This is a genomic window from Lactobacillus nasalidis (genome assembly GCF_016587775.1).
GTDB classification, from domain to species: domain Bacteria; phylum Bacillota; class Bacilli; order Lactobacillales; family Lactobacillaceae; genus Lactobacillus; species Lactobacillus nasalidis.
This window is the reverse complement of sequence record NZ_BOCG01000309.1, coordinates 14,163-29,305: the sequence shown is the minus strand read 5'-3', so window position 1 is coordinate 29,305 and position 15,143 is coordinate 14,163. Positions and strand designations below refer to the sequence as shown.

At 46.4% G+C, this 15,143-nt stretch carries 28 protein-coding genes; 27 read left to right on the top strand and 1 reads right to left on the bottom strand.

Features of this window, described 5'->3' with window-relative positions:
• Positions 1-262 (bottom strand): HAD hydrolase family protein (locus tag lacNas_RS05735; protein WP_201346679.1); only part of this gene is annotated, 262 nt, incomplete at its 3' end.
• Positions 263-489: 227 nt separating this feature from the next.
• On the opposite strand from lacNas_RS05735, the gene rpsL reads away from it, so the two are divergent.
• The 27 genes from rpsL to infA all read left to right on the top strand — a co-directional run bounded on the left by rpsL (position 490) and on the right by infA (position 15,131).
• A complete protein-coding gene (gene rpsL / locus lacNas_RS05730) occupies positions 490-897 on the top strand; it encodes a 30S ribosomal protein S12 (protein ID WP_008460088.1) in 408 nt (135 codons plus the stop codon).
• 15 nt (positions 898-912) lie between these two features.
• The gene (gene rpsG / locus lacNas_RS05725) at positions 913-1,383 is read left to right on the top strand and encodes a 30S ribosomal protein S7 (RefSeq protein WP_002878218.1); all 471 of its coding nucleotides are present in this window, start codon (positions 913-915) and stop codon (positions 1,381-1,383) included.
• 33 nt (positions 1,384-1,416) lie between these two features.
• A complete protein-coding gene (gene fusA / locus lacNas_RS05720; RefSeq protein ID WP_201330237.1) occupies positions 1,417-3,501 on the top strand; it encodes an elongation factor G in 2,085 nt (694 codons plus the stop codon).
• 387 nt (positions 3,502-3,888) lie between these two features.
• Positions 3,889-4,197 (top strand): 30S ribosomal protein S10, encoded by a 309-nt coding sequence (gene rpsJ / locus lacNas_RS05715; RefSeq protein WP_008460094.1) that lies wholly within the window; start codon positions 3,889-3,891, stop codon positions 4,195-4,197.
• Between the two features lie 25 nt (positions 4,198-4,222).
• Positions 4,223-4,852, top strand: coding sequence for a 50S ribosomal protein L3 (gene rplC / locus lacNas_RS05710; RefSeq protein WP_201330236.1), 630 nt, complete (start codon positions 4,223-4,225; stop codon positions 4,850-4,852).
• Between the two features lie 14 nt (positions 4,853-4,866).
• Positions 4,867-5,484 carry a 50S ribosomal protein L4 gene (rplD, locus tag lacNas_RS05705; protein ID WP_002878213.1) on the top strand — a complete coding sequence of 206 codons (618 nt, stop codon included), beginning with the start codon at positions 4,867-4,869 and terminating at the stop codon, positions 5,482-5,484.
• Positions 5,484-5,780 (top strand): 50S ribosomal protein L23, encoded by a 297-nt coding sequence (gene rplW / locus lacNas_RS05700; RefSeq protein WP_201330235.1) that lies wholly within the window; start codon positions 5,484-5,486, stop codon positions 5,778-5,780. The genes rplD and rplW overlap by 1 nt, the downstream gene beginning before the upstream one ends.
• A gap of 25 nt (positions 5,781-5,805) precedes the next feature.
• Entirely contained in the window at positions 5,806-6,642 is an 837-nt protein-coding gene (rplB, locus tag lacNas_RS05695; RefSeq protein ID WP_201330234.1) for a 50S ribosomal protein L2, read from the top strand.
• A gap of 17 nt (positions 6,643-6,659) precedes the next feature.
• Positions 6,660-6,935 (top strand): 30S ribosomal protein S19, encoded by a 276-nt coding sequence (gene rpsS / locus lacNas_RS05690; protein WP_003620834.1) that lies wholly within the window; start codon positions 6,660-6,662, stop codon positions 6,933-6,935.
• A gap of 20 nt (positions 6,936-6,955) precedes the next feature.
• Entirely contained in the window at positions 6,956-7,309 is a 354-nt protein-coding gene (gene rplV / locus lacNas_RS05685; protein WP_201330233.1) for a 50S ribosomal protein L22, read from the top strand.
• Between the two features lie 13 nt (positions 7,310-7,322).
• Positions 7,323-7,994, top strand: a complete 672-nt coding sequence (rpsC, locus tag lacNas_RS05680) for a 30S ribosomal protein S3 (RefSeq protein ID WP_201330232.1) — start codon at positions 7,323-7,325, stop codon at positions 7,992-7,994.
• A complete protein-coding gene (gene rplP / locus lacNas_RS05675) occupies positions 7,994-8,437 on the top strand; it encodes a 50S ribosomal protein L16 (protein WP_002878205.1) in 444 nt (147 codons plus the stop codon). The genes rpsC and rplP overlap by 1 nt, the downstream gene beginning before the upstream one ends.
• Positions 8,427-8,624 (top strand): 50S ribosomal protein L29, encoded by a 198-nt coding sequence (rpmC, locus tag lacNas_RS05670; RefSeq protein ID WP_008460119.1) that lies wholly within the window; start codon positions 8,427-8,429, stop codon positions 8,622-8,624. Before rplP ends, rpmC begins: the two co-directional genes overlap by 11 nt.
• 18 nt (positions 8,625-8,642) lie before the next feature.
• A complete protein-coding gene (gene rpsQ / locus lacNas_RS05665) occupies positions 8,643-8,909 on the top strand; it encodes a 30S ribosomal protein S17 (RefSeq protein WP_008460121.1) in 267 nt (88 codons plus the stop codon).
• 30 nt (positions 8,910-8,939) lie between these two features.
• Complete coding sequence (gene rplN / locus lacNas_RS05660; RefSeq protein ID WP_002878195.1) at positions 8,940-9,308, top strand: 50S ribosomal protein L14; 369 nt, start codon at positions 8,940-8,942, stop codon at positions 9,306-9,308.
• A gap of 16 nt (positions 9,309-9,324) precedes the next feature.
• On the top strand, positions 9,325-9,564 hold the full coding sequence (rplX, locus tag lacNas_RS05655; RefSeq protein WP_201330231.1) for a 50S ribosomal protein L24: 240 nt from the start codon (positions 9,325-9,327) through the stop codon (positions 9,562-9,564).
• 19 nt (positions 9,565-9,583) lie between these two features.
• A complete protein-coding gene (gene rplE, locus lacNas_RS05650) occupies positions 9,584-10,126 on the top strand; it encodes a 50S ribosomal protein L5 (protein ID WP_201330230.1) in 543 nt (180 codons plus the stop codon).
• A 14-nt stretch (positions 10,127-10,140) separates the two neighbouring features.
• On the top strand, positions 10,141-10,326 hold the full coding sequence (locus tag lacNas_RS05645; protein WP_002878192.1) for a type Z 30S ribosomal protein S14: 186 nt from the start codon (positions 10,141-10,143) through the stop codon (positions 10,324-10,326).
• 22 nt (positions 10,327-10,348) lie between these two features.
• Positions 10,349-10,747: a 30S ribosomal protein S8 gene (gene rpsH / locus lacNas_RS05640; protein ID WP_201330229.1), complete on the top strand. Its 399-nt coding sequence runs from the start codon at positions 10,349-10,351 to the stop codon at positions 10,745-10,747.
• A gap of 24 nt (positions 10,748-10,771) precedes the next feature.
• Positions 10,772-11,302 (top strand): 50S ribosomal protein L6, encoded by a 531-nt coding sequence (rplF, locus tag lacNas_RS05635; RefSeq protein WP_201330228.1) that lies wholly within the window; start codon positions 10,772-10,774, stop codon positions 11,300-11,302.
• A gap of 26 nt (positions 11,303-11,328) precedes the next feature.
• Positions 11,329-11,688 carry a 50S ribosomal protein L18 gene (rplR, locus tag lacNas_RS05630; RefSeq protein WP_003613307.1) on the top strand — a complete coding sequence of 120 codons (360 nt, stop codon included), beginning with the start codon at positions 11,329-11,331 and terminating at the stop codon, positions 11,686-11,688.
• A 16-nt stretch (positions 11,689-11,704) separates the two neighbouring features.
• Complete coding sequence (gene rpsE, locus lacNas_RS05625) at positions 11,705-12,217, top strand: 30S ribosomal protein S5 (protein ID WP_201330227.1); 513 nt, start codon at positions 11,705-11,707, stop codon at positions 12,215-12,217.
• Between the two features lie 11 nt (positions 12,218-12,228).
• Entirely contained in the window at positions 12,229-12,414 is a 186-nt protein-coding gene (gene rpmD / locus lacNas_RS05620; RefSeq protein ID WP_002878183.1) for a 50S ribosomal protein L30, read from the top strand.
• A gap of 20 nt (positions 12,415-12,434) precedes the next feature.
• On the top strand, positions 12,435-12,875 hold the full coding sequence (rplO, locus tag lacNas_RS05615) for a 50S ribosomal protein L15 (protein WP_201330226.1): 441 nt from the start codon (positions 12,435-12,437) through the stop codon (positions 12,873-12,875).
• Positions 12,875-14,170 (top strand): preprotein translocase subunit SecY, encoded by a 1,296-nt coding sequence (gene secY / locus lacNas_RS05610; RefSeq protein WP_201330225.1) that lies wholly within the window; start codon positions 12,875-12,877, stop codon positions 14,168-14,170. Before rplO ends, secY begins: the two co-directional genes overlap by 1 nt.
• 10 nt (positions 14,171-14,180) lie before the next feature.
• Complete coding sequence (locus tag lacNas_RS05605; protein WP_201330224.1) at positions 14,181-14,834, top strand: adenylate kinase; 654 nt, start codon at positions 14,181-14,183, stop codon at positions 14,832-14,834.
• A gap of 75 nt (positions 14,835-14,909) precedes the next feature.
• On the top strand, positions 14,910-15,131 hold the full coding sequence (infA, locus tag lacNas_RS05600) for a translation initiation factor IF-1 (protein ID WP_002878178.1): 222 nt from the start codon (positions 14,910-14,912) through the stop codon (positions 15,129-15,131).
• The last annotated feature ends 12 nt before the right edge of the window (positions 15,132-15,143 follow it).

Sequence of the window (15,143 nt, the reverse complement as noted above, 5' to 3'; positions counted from 1 at the left end):
TGGCGATCAAGTCGCTGGTCATGATTTCCCCGCTGGCCCGGCGGCTGATGGCGCCGTTAAGCGTGACGGCGTACTGGTCCTGGCCGGTGATCCCCAGCTCGTTCATGTAAGGAGCCAGACCGGCAATTGGCCGACCCGAGCAGAGCACGACCTTGACGCCGCGGGCGAGCGCCTTGGCGATGGCCTCCTTGCTGCTGGATTGAATTTGTCCCTGGGAGTTGAGCAGGGTGCCGTCAGTGTCTAATGCAATAAGTTTGATCATTTTTTACCTCTATTTCCTTGCTTAAGTTAAACTTCTTAGCTTAAAAACAATCTTAACACAGCAGGAAAGCGCTGTCATCAAGCGGAATTTGTTGAAAAAAAGCTTTGCATTGTGGATTAAATGGAGTACAATAACAGATGTATGTTTTGAAGATTACTCCGCGAGGCAAAAAAGAAACTCCCGGATATGTGAACAAAATGATATATAAATTTAGGAGGAACTAGTTAATGCCAACCATTAATCAATTGGTTAGAAAAGGCCGTCACTCAAAGACGACTAAGTCAAAGTCACCAGCTTTGAACTACAGCTACAACAGCATGAAGAAGGAACAAGTCTTCAACCCAGCACCACAAATGCGTGGGGTTGCGACTCGTGTCGGCACTATGACGCCAAAGAAGCCTAACTCAGCTTTGCGTAAGTACGCTCGTGTACGTCTTTCAAACTTGACTGAAGTTACTGCCTACATCCCAGGTGAAGGCCACAACCTGCAAGAACACTCCGTTGTTTTGATTCGTGGGGGCCGTGTAAAGGACCTTCCTGGTGTACGTTACCACATCGTTCGTGGTGCCCTTGACACTGCTGGTGTTGACGGCAGAAAGCAAGGTCGTTCCAAGTACGGCGCTAAGAAGGGTTAAAGGAGGACTTAAATAATGCCAAGAAAAGGTCATGTTTCAAAGAGAGACGTTTTAGCAGACCCAGTTTACAACTCAAAGCTGGTTACTAAGCTGATCAACCACTTGATGAAGGATGGTAAGAGAGCTCAAGCTTCATCAATCCTGTACGACGCTTTTGACATCATCAAGGACAAGACTGGCAAGGAACCAATGGATGTCTTTGAAGAAGCCATGAACAACGTTAAGCCAGTTTTGGAAGTTAAGGCTCGCCGTATCGGTGGTTCAAACTACCAAGTTCCTGTAGAAGTTCGTCCAGAAAGACAAACTACTTTGGCTTTGCGCTGGCTTGTTTCATACTCCCGCCTGCGTAACGAACACACTATGGATGAACGTTTGGCAAACGAACTGATCGATGCCTCAAACAACACTGGTTCAGCCGTTAAGAAGCGTGAAGACGTGCACCGTATGGCAGAAGCCAACCGTGCCTTCGCTCACTACCGTTTCTAATCTAGTGCTCGTTATCTAAGGAGATAGAAAATTATGGCTAACAAACGTGAATTCTCATTAGAGAAGACTCGCAACATCGGTATCATGGCCCACATCGACGCCGGTAAGACTACTACTACTGAACGTATCCTTTACTACACTGGTAAGATCCACAAAATTGGTGAAACTCACGAAGGTGACTCACAAATGGACTGGATGGAAGAAGAAAAGGAACGTGGGATCACGATCACTTCCGCAGCCACTACTGCTCAATGGAAGGACCACCGGATCAACATCATCGACACCCCAGGACACGTTGACTTCACTATCGAAGTTGAACGTTCCCTGCGTGTCCTTGACGGCGCCGTAACTGTTCTGGACGCTCAGTCAGGTGTTGAACCGCAAACTGAAAACGTTTGGCGTCAAGCTGAAAACTACGGTGTTCCGCGGATCGTCTTCGTTAACAAGATGGACAAGATCGGTGCCAACTTTGACTTCTCAGTCAACAGTCTGCATGAACGTTTGAACGCTAACGCTATCGCCGTTCAAATGCCTATCGGTGCTGAAGACCAATTCGAAGGCGTCATCGACTTGTTCGACATGGTTGCCGACGTTTACGACGAAGACAAGCTGGGGTCAAACTGGGAAACTATTCCGGTTCCTGACGAATACAAGGAAGAAGCTCAAAGCCGTCGTGAAGAAATGATCGAACAGATCGCTGAAGTTGACGACGACATCATGGAAAAGTTCCTTGGCGGTGAAGAAATCTCCAACGAAGAACTTAAGGCTGCTTTGCGCCGGGCAACTTTGGACTTGAAGGCCTTCCCAGTATTTGCTGGTTCAGCCTTCAAGAACAAGGGTGTTCAAATGATGCTGGACGGTGTCATCGACTACCTGCCATCACCACTTGACGTTAAGCCATACGTTGCCCACGACAAGGACGGCAACGAAGTAGAATTGCTGGCTGACGACAACAAGCCATTTGCTGCCTTGGCCTTCAAGATCGCTACTGACCCATTCGTTGGTCGTTTGACTTTCATCCGTGTTTACACTGGTTCCTTGGAATCAGGTTCTTACGTTTTGAACGCTTCAAAGAACCAACGTGAACGTGTTGGTCGTTTGCTGCAAATGCACGCCAACTCAAGAACTGAAATCCCAGAAGTCTTCTCAGGTGACATCGCTGGTGCCATCGGTCTGAAGAACACCACTACTGGTGACTCATTGACTGACCCAGCTCACCCGTTGATTCTGGAAAGCCTGGACATCCCAGCTCCAGTTATCCAAGTTTCAGTTGAACCTAAGTCAAAGGCTGACCGTGACAAGATGGACGTCGCTTTGCAAAAGCTGACTGAAGAAGACCCAACTTTCCGGGCTGAAACCAACCCAGAAACTGGTGAAACTTTGATCTCCGGGATGGGTGAACTTCACCTGGACATCATGGTTGAACGTATGAAGCGTGAATTCAACGTTGAAGCAACCATCGGTGAACCACAAGTTGCCTACCGTGAAACCTTCACTGTACCGACTCAAGCTCAAGGTAAGTTTGTTCGTCAGTCCGGTGGTAAGGGTCAATACGGTGACGTTTGGATTGAATTTACTCCAAACGAAGGCAAGGGCTACGAATTCGAAGACGCCATTGTCGGTGGTGTAGTTCCTCGTGAATACATCCCATCAGTTGACGCTGGTCTGCAAGAAGCCATGAAGAACGGTGTTCTGGCTGGCTACCCATTGATCGACGTTAAGGCCAAGCTGTACGACGGTTCATACCACGAAGTCGACTCAAGTGAAGCTGCCTTCAAGGTTGCCGCATCATTGGCTCTGAAGAACGCTGCTTCAAAGGCCGGCGCTGTTATCCTTGAACCAATCATGAAGGTTCAAGTCATCGCTCCAGAAGAATACCTTGGTGACGTTATGGGCTCAATCACTGCTCGTCGTGGCCAAATGGAAGGTATGGAAGACCGGGCAGGTGCCAAGGTCATCAACGCGATGGTTCCATTGTCAGAAATGTTTGGTTACGCAACTACTCTGCGTTCATCCACTCAAGGCCGTGGTACCTTCACGATGGTTATGGACCACTACTCACCATGTCCTAAGTCAATCCAAGCTGAAATCATCAAGAAGCGCGGCGGCAACGCTTAAGGCTTAGCATGATTCCGGCTCTGGACTAGGGCTGAAAGAAGAATCCTATCAATGACACAGGAGTGTCGTTGGTAGGATTTTTTGTTTTTTGAGAAAAAATTCAGCAGCTGCCGATACAATAAAAGGAAGAAAAAAATTTGCCTGCTTGAGAAAGCAATTGCAGCAATTTTTTCCAAAAAAGTAGGGCTAAACCCTTGCTATTTAAGGCATGAGGCCTTATACTAGATAAAGTGCTTTTGTGAGGGGAAATGCCCTCTGAGTACAAATTGTAGTTAGCTTCGACGCGGAAGGTTGCGGCACACCAGGCTGCATTGCCACAGTGGTTGTGCAGGGAATTTTCGCCGAGCTAGTCATCTTATTTAAAGAAGACGTATAGGAGGTAATTAGATGGCAAATGAAAAGATTCGTATTAGATTAAAGTCTTACGAACACAGCATTCTCGATGAATCAGCTGCTAAGATTGTGGACACTGCGAAGAGAACTGGCGCTGAAATTTCAGGTCCAGTTCCGCTTCCAACTGAAAGAACTTTGTTCACTGTTCTGCGTTCACCACACAAGAACAAGGACTCACGTGAACAATTCGAAATGCGGACCCACAAGCGCTTGATCGACATCTTGAACCCAACCCCTAAGACGGTTGACTCACTGATGAAGCTCGATCTGCCAAGCGGTGTAGACATCGAAATCAAACTTTAATTTTTAGATAGAAAGAGGTGTAATCATGACCAAAGGAATCTTAGGAAGAAAAGTTGGCATGACTCAAATCTTCACTAAAGATGGTGTCCTTGTACCAGTTACTGTTATTGAAGCAACTCCTAACGTTGTTATGCAAGTTAAGACTGTGGAAAACGACGGTTACGAAGCTGTACAATTGGGCTACCAAGACAAGCGTGAAGTTTTGAGCAACAAGCCAGAAAAAGGTCATGCTGATAAGGCAAAGACTTCACCTAAGCGCTTCATTCGTGAACTCCGCGGAGTAGAGCTTAGTGACTACGAAGTCGGCTCAGAAGTTACTGTGGAGACGTTCAAGGAAGGTGACGTTGTCAACGTTACTGGTACTTCAAGAGGTCATGGCTACCAAGGTAACATCAAGCGCCACCACCAATCACGTGGTCCAGAAACTCACGGTTCACGCTACCACAGAATCCCAGGTTCAATGGGTTCAATCATCAACCGTGTACCAAAGGGCAAGAAGTTGCCAGGCCACATGGGCGTGAAGACTGTTACTATTGAAAACTTAGTAGTAGAAAAAGTTGTTGCAGACAAGAACGTATTGATGATCAAGGGTAACGTGCCAGGCGCCAAGAACTCATTGATCGTTGTTAAGTCATCTGCAAAGGCTGGCAAGTAGGAAGGAGGACTCAAATGGCTAATTTCAAACTTATGGATCAAAACGGCAACAACGCTGGTGAAGTAACTTTAAACGACAACGTATTTAGCGTTGAACCAAACGAAGCTGTTGTCTTTGATGCAATCATCAGACAAAGAGCTGGCAAGCGTCAGGGTACCTCTAAGGTGAAGAACAGATCTGCCGTTCGCGGTGGTGGTAAGAAGCCTTGGAGACAAAAGGGTACTGGTCGTGCTCGTCAAGGTTCCATCCGTGCTCCACAATGGCGCGGCGGTGGTGTTGTCTTTGGGCCTACTCCACGTTCCTACGCATACAGCATGCCAAGAAAGCAACGTCGTTTGGCTATCAAGTCTGTTTTGTCACAAAAGCTGCTGGACCAAAACCTGGTAGTTCTGGACAAGCTGACTCTGGACGCTCCTAAGACTAAGGACTTCGTTGCCATCTTGAACGGTTTGAAGCTTGAAGGCAAGGTTCTGGTTGTTTCAGACGACAAGAACGTACAACTTTCAGCCAAGAACCTGCCAAAGGTTAAGGTCGTTCCAGTTAACGGCTTGAACGTTGAAGACGCCGTTAACTACGACAAGCTCGTTTTGACTCAAGACGACGTTAAGAAGATTGAGGAGGTATTGGCTTAATGGACGCACGCGACATTATCTTAAGACCTGTTATCACTGAAAAGTCAGCAGACTTGATGGACAGCAAGAAGTACACTTTCGACGTGGCCTTAACTGCTACCAAGACTCAAGTTCGCGACGCTATTGAAGAAATCTTCGATGTTAAGGTTAAGAGCGTGAACATCATGAACGTTCGCGGCAAGGAAAAGCGCGTAGGCCGCTACACTGGCAAGACTGCCCGTCGCAGAAAGGCTATCGTTGCTTTAACTGAAGATTCAAACGACATCAAGATTTTCAAAGACGAAAACAACGAATAAATCAAGTAATTAGGAGGTCAGTCAATTGGCTATTAAAGTTTACAAGCCAACATCAAACGGTCGTCGTAATATGACTTCTTCTGACTTTGCAGAAATCACTAAGTCAAAGCCTGAAAAGACTTTGCTTGCTTCTAAGTCAAAGACTGCAGGTCGTAACTCATACGGTCACATTACTGTAAGACACCGTGGCGGCGGTCACAAGCAACAATACCGTATCATCGATTTCAAGCGTACTAAGGACAACGTTAAGGCTAAGGTTGTCGCAATCGAATACGATCCAAACCGTTCAGCAAACATTGCCTTGCTGCACTACACTGATGGTACTAAGGCTTACATCTTGGCTCCTAAGGGCTTGACTGTAGGCTCATGGGTAGAATCAGGCGCAGATGCCGACATCAAGGTTGGTAACGCATTGCCACTGAAGAACATCCCAACTGGTACTGAAGTTCACAACATCGAACTTAAGCCAGGCAAGGGTGGCCAAGTAGCAAGAAGTGCCGGTACTTCAGCTCAAGTTTTGGGTGTTGACGGCAAGTACACTCAAGTTCGTCTGCAATCCGGTGAAGTTCGTGAAATTCTTTCAGAATGCCGCGCAACTATCGGTGCTGTCGGCAACGAACAACACTCCCTGATCAACATCGGTAAGGCTGGTCGTTCACGCTGGTTGGGCAAGCGTCCACAATCTCGTGGTTCCGTAATGAACCCTAACGATCACCCACATGGTGGTGGTGAAGGTAAGGCACCTGTTGGTCGTCCTCAACCAATGACTCCATGGGGCAAGAAGTCACGTGGTGTTAAGACTAGAGACACCAAGAAGGCTAGCGAGAAGTTAATCATCCGTCACCGCAAGGGTCGTAAATAAGAGAAGGGGGTAATTAAATGAGCCGTAGTATTAAAAAGGGTCCTTTTGCAGACGCCCACCTTTTGAAGAAGGTTGACGAGCAACAAGCCGCAGAAAAGAAGCAAGTTATCAAGACTTGGTCACGTCGTTCAACTATTTTCCCTTCTTTTGTAGGGTTGACTATCGCTGTTTACGACGGTAGAAAGCACGTTCCAGTTTTTGTAACTGAAGACATGGTTGGTCACAAGCTGGGCGAATTCGTACCTACTAGAACCTTCCGTGGCCACAAGGCTGACGACAAGGCATCTAAGTAATAAGGAAGGAGAAACAATAAATGGCAGAACAAATTAGTTCAGCTAGAGCTGAAGCAAGAACTGTTCGTATCGCCCCAAGAAAAGCTCGTCTCGTAGTAGACTTGATCCGGGGTAAGAGCGTTGCTGAAGCGTTGGCGATTTTACAGTTTACGCCAAAAGCTGCTTCCCCAATCGTTGAAAAGGTTTTGCGTTCAGCAGTTGCCAACGCAGAACACAACTACGATCTTGAAAGTGCAAACCTTTACGTATCAGAAGCATACGTAAACGAAGGTGCTACTTTGAAGAGATTCCGTCCACGTGCCAAGGGTTCAGCTTCTCCGATCATGAAGAGAACCAGCCACGTAGTTGTTGTTGTTTCAGAATTGAACGATTAAGGGAGGTATTTGAATGGGTTCAAAGATTAACCCAATTGGTTTCCGTCTTGGTGTTAACCGCGACTGGGAAGCTAAATGGTACGCTGCTAGAGGCTACAAGGAAACTTTAAACGAAGACCTTCGGATCAGAAAGTTCCTCGATGAAAAGTTGAAGGATGCCTCCGTATCCACTGTTGAAATCGAACGTGCTGCTAACCGTGTAAACATCGCTATCCACACTGCTCGTCCAGGTATGGTTATCGGTAAGGGCGGCGCTGAAGTTGAAGCTTTGAACAAGGAAATCAACGCTTTGACTAACAAGCAAGTTCACATTAACATTGTTGAAATCAAGAAGCCTGATCTTGACGCTAAGCTGGTAGCTGACAGCATCGCTCGTCAACTGGAAGCTCGTATCGCGTTCAGACGTGCCAGCCGTCAAGCTGCACAACGTTCAATGCGTGCCGGCGCCAAGGGTATCAAGGTACAAACTGCAGGCCGTTTGAACGGTGCTGACATGGCTCGCCGTGAATGGCACACTGAAGGCAGTGTTCCACTTCATACTTTAAGAGCTGACATCGACTACGCTTGGGTAAACGCATTTACCACTTACGGCGAAATCGGTGTTAAGGTTTGGATCAACCGTGGCGAAATTCTGCCAGGTCGCAAGAATCAACCTGCAAAGCGTTCAAAGGGAGGTAAGAAGTAATGCCTTTAGTACCAAAGCGTGTAAAACACCGTCGTGAATTCCGTGGTAAGATGCGTGGTGCTGCCAAGGGTGGCAAGACTGTAGCATTTGGTGAATACGGTCTTGAAGCACTTGAATCCCACTGGATCACTAACCGTCAAATCGAAGCTGCCCGTGTCGCAATGACTCGTTACATGAAGCGTGGTGGTAAGGTTTGGATCAGAATCTTCCCTCAAAAGTCCTACACTGCTAAGGGTGTTGGTGTACGTATGGGTTCCGGTAAGGGTGCACCAGCAGGTTGGGTAGCTGTAGTTAAGAGAGAAAAGATCATGTTCGAAATTGGTGGCGTTTCAGAAGAAACTGCTCGTGAAGCCATGCGCCTCGCAGCAAGCAAGCTTCCAATTAAGTGCAAGTTCGTAAAGAGAGAAGACCAGGAAGCAGGTGGCGCAACTAATGAAGACTAAGGAAATCAGATCATTATCAACTGATGAATTGTTGGCAAAGGAAAAGCAATACAAGGAAGAATTGTTCAACTTGCGTTTCCAACAAGCTACCGGTCAATTAGAAAACACCGCCCGCTTGAGCCAAGTCCGTAAGAACATCGCTCGTATCAAGACTGTATTGAGCGAAAAAGAATTAGAACAAAACTAGTGGAAGGGAGATACTAACTTGAGCGAATCAAACGAAAGAAACCGCCGCCACGTTTACCAAGGCCGCGTCGTTTCCGACAAGATGGACAAGACTATCGTTGTTGTAGTTGATACTTACAAGAACCACCCAGTTTACAGCAAGCGTACTCGTTACTCAAAGAAGTACTACGCTATGGATGAAAATAACGAAGCCAAGGTAGGCGACATCGTTCGTATCATGGAAACCCGTCCATTATCACGTACTAAGCGTTTCCGTTTAGTTGACATTGTTAAGAAATCTGTTTAATTTACGGATTAGCTAAGGGAGGATTTAATAGTGATTCAAACTGAAACTCGTTTGAAGGTAGCTGACAACTCCGGTGCACGTGAATTGCTTGTTATCCGCGTTATGGGCGGTTCAAAGCGCAAGACCGGTAACATCGGTGATATCGTTGTCGCAGCTGTTAAACAAGCAACGCCAGGTGGTGTTGTAAAGAAGGGTGACGTCGTTAAGGCTGTTATCGTAAGAACCAAGTCAGGCGCTCGTCGCGAAGACGGTTCATACATCAAGTTTGACGAAAACGCAGCAGTTATTATCAACGCTGACAAGAGCCCTCGTGGTACTCGTATTTTCGGGCCAGTTGCACGTGAACTCCGTGAAGGGGACTTCATGAAGATCGTTTCACTTGCCCCTGAAGTATTGTAAAAGGAGAGTTGCGCGAATGTTCGTTAAAACTGGTGACAAGGTAAAAGTTATTGCCGGCTCAGAAAAAGGCAAGGAAGGCACTGTTCTTTCCGTAGACGTTAAGAAGAACCGCGTTGTTGTTAAGGGCGTTAACATGATCAAGAAGGCTACCAAGGCTTCTGCTGCCAACGCTAACGGCGGTGTCGTTGAAACTGAAGGTTCAATTCACGCTTCTAACGTTAAAGTTATTGCTAAAGCTGAAAGCAACAAAGATTAATTAGGGAAGGAGGACACTAATGGCTAATAGTTTTGCAACTAAGTACAACGAAGAAATCGTTCCTGCATTGACTAAGAAGTTTAACTACACTTCAAGCATGCAAGTACCAAAGATCGACAAGATCGTTTTGAACATGGGTGTTGGTGACGCCGTTGCCAACGCTAAGAACCTGGACGAAGCTGTTGAAGAATTGACCTTGATCGCTGGTCAAAAGCCAATGATCACCAAGGCCAAGAAGTCAATCGCCAACTTCCGTCTGCGTGAAGGTATGTCAATCGGTGCCAAGGTTACTCTTAGAGGCGACAGAATGTACGACTTCTTGAGCAAGCTGATCAACGTATCTCTTCCGCGTGTTCGCGACTTCCGCGGTGTTTCAACTCGTTCATTTGACGGCCGGGGCAACTACACTTTGGGTGTCAAGGAACAATTGATCTTCCCAGAAATTGACTTCGATAAGGTCAACCGCACTAGAGGTTTGGATATCGTTATCGTAACTACTGCTCAAACTGACGAAGAAGCTCGTGAACTTTTGACTCAATTTGGCATGCCATTTGCTAAGTAATTTGGAGGACATACATGGCTAAGACATCTCAAAAGGTAAGAAATCACCGTCCTGCAAAGTTTTCTTCACGTGAATACACTCGCTGCGAACGTTGTGGTCGTCCACACTCTGTTTACCGCAAGTTTGGTTTGTGCCGCATTTGCCTGAAGGAATTGGGACACAAAGGCCAAATTCCTGGTCTTAAGAAGGCTAGCTGGTAAATCGGTAAGGAGGATAGCATAGATGGTATTGACTGACCCAATCGCAGACTTTTTGACTAGAATCAGAAACGCCAACATGGCTAAGCATGATTCAGTAGAAGTGCCTGCATCAAACATTAAGAAGTCACTTGCAGAAATCTTGAAGCAAGAAGGTTTCATCCGTGACTACGAAGTAACTGAAGACGGCAAGCAAGGCGTAATCAAGATCACCTTGAAGTACGGTCCAAACGGCGAACGTGTTATCTCCGGTTTGAAGCGTATCTCCAAGCCAGGCTTGAGAAACTACGTTTCAGCTGACAACCTGCCAAAGGTTCTGAACGGCTTAGGTATCGCTATTGTTTCAACTTCAGCTGGTATCCTTACCGACAAGGAAGCTAGAGAAAAGAACGTCGGCGGCGAAGTTATCGCTTACGTTTGGTAATTCTGACAGGAAGGAGAACAATTAATGAGCCGTATTGGTTTTAAAGTAATTAACGTCCCTGAAAGTGTCACTGTTACCAAGAATGGTAATGAAATTACTGTTAAGGGCCCAAAGGGCGAATTGACTAGAGAATTCGACCCACGCATCAAGTTTGAACAAGAAAACGGTGAAATCCGCTTCACTCGTTCAAACGAAAATGACAAGGCTATCCACGGCACCATGAGAGCCAACCTGGCTAACATGATCGAAGGTGTCGTAACTGGCTACAAGAAGGAATTGAAGCTGATCGGTGTTGGTTACCGTGCAGTTGCCAAGAACAACGTCTTGACTCTGAACGTTGGCTACTCACACCCAGTTGAAATGAAGGCGCCAGAAGGTGTTACTGTAACTACTTCATCAGCAACTGACGTTACTGTTGAAGGTATCTCAAAGCAAGTAGTCGGCCAATTTGCTGCGGAAATTCGCGCCGTACGTTCACCTGAACCTTACAAGGGCAAGGGTATCCGTTACGCTGACGAAGTCGTTCGCCGCAAGGAAGGTAAGACTGGTAAGTAATAGAAAATAAATTTTGAGGTGAAATTGTGATTTCAAAACCAGATAAAAACAAGTTGCGCTTAAAGCGCCACAGACGTGTTCGCGGTAAGATTTCTGGTACTGCTGAGCGCCCACGCTTGAGTGTTTTCCGTTCAAACACTAACATCTACGCTCAATTGATTGATGACGTAGCGGGTGTCACGCTTGCAAGTGCCTCAACTTTAGATAAGTCTGTTTCAAAGGATGCTACCAAGGTAGAACAAGCTCAAGCAGTTGGCAAGGCCATTGCTGAAGCTGGTAAGGCCAAGGGTATCACCGAAGTTGTCTTCGACAGAGGTGGCTACATCTACCACGGTCGTGTAGAAGCTTTGGCTGACGCAGCTCGTGAAAACGGCTTAGAATTCTAGGAAAGGAGATTAACACATGGCAAACCGCAACGATTCAAAAAATCGTAGAAACAAGGACGACATCGAAGATCAATTGGTCGCTATCAACCGGATTACCAAGGTTGTTAAGGGTGGTCGCCGTCAAAGATTTGCTGCCTTAGTTGTCGTTGGCGACAAGAAGGGTCACGTTGGCTTTGGTACTGGTAAGGCAACTGAAGTTCCAGAAGCTATCCGCAAAGCAGTCGAAGCCGGCAAGAAGAACATGATCTCTGTTCCAACTGTTGGTACTACTATTCCTCACGAAGTACTTGGCCACTACGGCTCAGGTAACGTTCTGCTTAAGCCAGCTGAAGCCGGTTCTGGTATTGCTGCTGGTGGTGCTGTACGTATCGTTATGGACATGGCTGGTATCGCTGACGTTACTTCCAAGTCTTTGGGTTCAAACACTCCAATCAACGTTATCCGGGCCACTATCGATGGTCTGCAAAAGTTGAAGACTCGCGAAGACGTTCTGAAGCTTCGTGAATCAGCTAAGAGCTTGCAAGATTAGGGAGATTATAGATGACAGATTTAAAGATTACTTTAATTAGAAGTGTTGCCCACCGTCTGCCTGAACAAAGAAAAGTTGTTAAAGCTCTCGGCTTAGGCAAGATCAACAGTACTGTTGTCCAACCAGACAACGCTGCTACTCGTGGCGCGCTGATGAAAATCGCTCACTTAATTTCTGTTGAAGAAGTTAACAAATAAATCAAGGAGGGTCCAATTTAATGAAACTTAATGAATTACACCCATCCGAAGGTTCACGTCACGCTAGAAAGCGTGTCGGCCGTGGTACTTCAAGTGGCTTCGGTAAGACTTCAGGTCGTGGTCAAAAGGGTCAACACGCACGTTCAGGCGGTAACACTCGTTTAGGTTTTGAAGGTGGTCAAATGCCATTGTTCAGAACTATGCCTAAGCGTGGTTTCAAGAACATCAACCGCAAGGAATACGCAATCGTAAACCTGGCTGATTTGAACAAGTTTGAAGAAGGCAGCGTAGTTGACTTCGAAAGCTTGAAGGCTAAGGGCTTGGTTAAGAAGCAATTGTCAGGCGTTAAGGTGCTTGGCAACGGCGAATTGAACGTTAAGTTGACTGTAAAGGTTAACAAGGTTTCTGAAGCTGCTAAGAGCGCAATCGAAGCAGCTGGTGGCACTGTAGAGGTGATCTAATGTTTTCAACCTTGAAGAACGCCTTCAAGGATAAGGAAATTAGAAATAAGCTTTTCTATACTTTGTTTATCCTTGTAATTTACCGACTCGGTGCAAATATTACAGTTCCGGGGATAAATGCGAAGGCTTTGACGACTGTTGCCAACACGGGACTTGTTTCCGTGCTGGACACAGTTTCCGGTGGTGGCTTGGACAACTACTCCATTTTCTCATTGGGGGTATCGCCATACATCACCGCGCAGATCGTTATTCAACTGCTTCAAATGGACATCGTTCCAACGCTTGTCGAATGGGGCAAGCAAGGGGAAGTCGGTCGGCGCAAAACCAATCAAGTTACCCGGTATTTGACGCTGTTTGTTGCTTTTGTCCAGAGTGTGGGGATTACATTAGGTTTTAACGCCTTGTCTTCCTTCGGTCTGGTTAAGACTCAAACTTGGCAAACCTACTTTGAAATCGGTATTATCATGACAGCTGGTACCTTCCTGTTAACTTGGCTGGGTGATGAGATTACCGACAAGGGTTTAGGCAATGGGGTTTCAGTAATTATCTTTGCTGGGATCATTGCCCGCCTGCCAGGCGGACTTTACCAAGTCTTCCAAGATCAGGTGATCAACAACAGTGCAAGTGATCGCTGGCAAGGGGTTGCGTTCTTCGTTGCGCTTATTGTCGCAATTTTATTGGTAACGAAATTCGTTACCTGGGTTGAACAAGCTGATCGTCGAATTCCGATCCAATACACGAGAAGAGCGACGACCAGTGGATCAGAAAGTTTTCTACCGTTAAAGGTTAACGTCTCCGGCGTTATTCCAGTTATCTTCGCCAGTTCGTTCATCGTTACGCCAGCCACGATTCTGATGGCTTTCCAAGGCAAGTACGGCGATACGACATGGTATCAGGTCTTATCAAATATCTTTAGCTTGCAGACGACTCCTGGAGCAATTATCTACACCCTTTTGATCATTCTATTTACTTTCTTCTATGCCTTCGTTCAGGTAAATCCTGAGAAGCTGGCGGAAAACTTGCAAAAACAGGGTGCATATATTCCTAGCGTGTGGCCTGGTAAGGACACTGAGAAATATATGACTTCAATGTTGCTGAAACTTTCAACAGTCGGGTCCGTATATCTGGGTTTGGTTGCTTTGCTTCCACAGCTTGCAACCAACATCTGGGACCTGCCGACTTCAATCGGCTTGGGTGGTACCAGCCTGTTGATCGTCATTGGGGTTGTTCTGGAATTGTCACGGCAAATCAACGGTTTGTTGATGAAGCGTGAATATGCCGGATTTATTAGATAGGTGAAAAAATATGATTAATTTGATTCTTCTTGGTCTGCCAGGGGCAGGCAAGGGTACTGCATCTGAACAAATCGTCGACAAGTATCACTTGGCTCACATTTCAACCGGTGACATGTTTAGAGAAGCAATGGCCAACAAGACTCCAGTAGGCTTGGAAGCCAAGGCTTACATCGACAAGGGCGATTTGGTTCCGGACGAAGTAACTGCAAAGCTGGTTGAAGAACGTCTCGGTCAAGACGACGTCAAGAATGGTTTCATTCTTGACGGCTTCCCGAGAACGACCAAGCAAGCAGAACTTCTCGATGAAATCACTACCCGCTTGAACAAGCAATTGACCAACGTCATTGCTATTGATGTCAAGGAAGAGACTTTAATCGATCGTTTATCAGCACGGTTCATGTGCAAGAAATGCGGCGCAACTTACAACAAGTTCTCAAAGAAGCCTAAGGTCGAAGGTACCTGCGATCGCTGCGGTGGTCACGAGTTCTATCAACGTGAAGACGACAAGCCTGAAGTTGTTAAGAACCGGCTGGAAGTTAACGAAAAGATGAACGCTCCGTTGAAGGAGTACTATGACAAGAAGGGCTTGCTTGCTACTGTAAATGGCGAACAGGCACCTGAAAAAGTTTTTGCAGACATTGACGCAATCCTCAGCAAGGATTAGCCGAAAGGATTTGCAAATTTTTTCGAACGTGTTATAATTTCGAAGTATGACTGTTTTGATTGCGGAGGAGCAACTTTGGCAAAAGATGATGTCATTGAAGTAGAAGGTAAGGTAGTTGATACCTTACCTAATGCTATGTTTAAAGTCGAATTGGAAAACGGCGCCACTATTTTGGCGCACGTTTCCGGCAAGATCAGAATGCACTACATTCGCATTTTGCCAGGCGACCGGGTTACTGTGGAGCTTTCTCCATACGACCTGACTAAAGGTAGAATTACGTATCGGTTTATTAAATAAAAACGGAGGCAA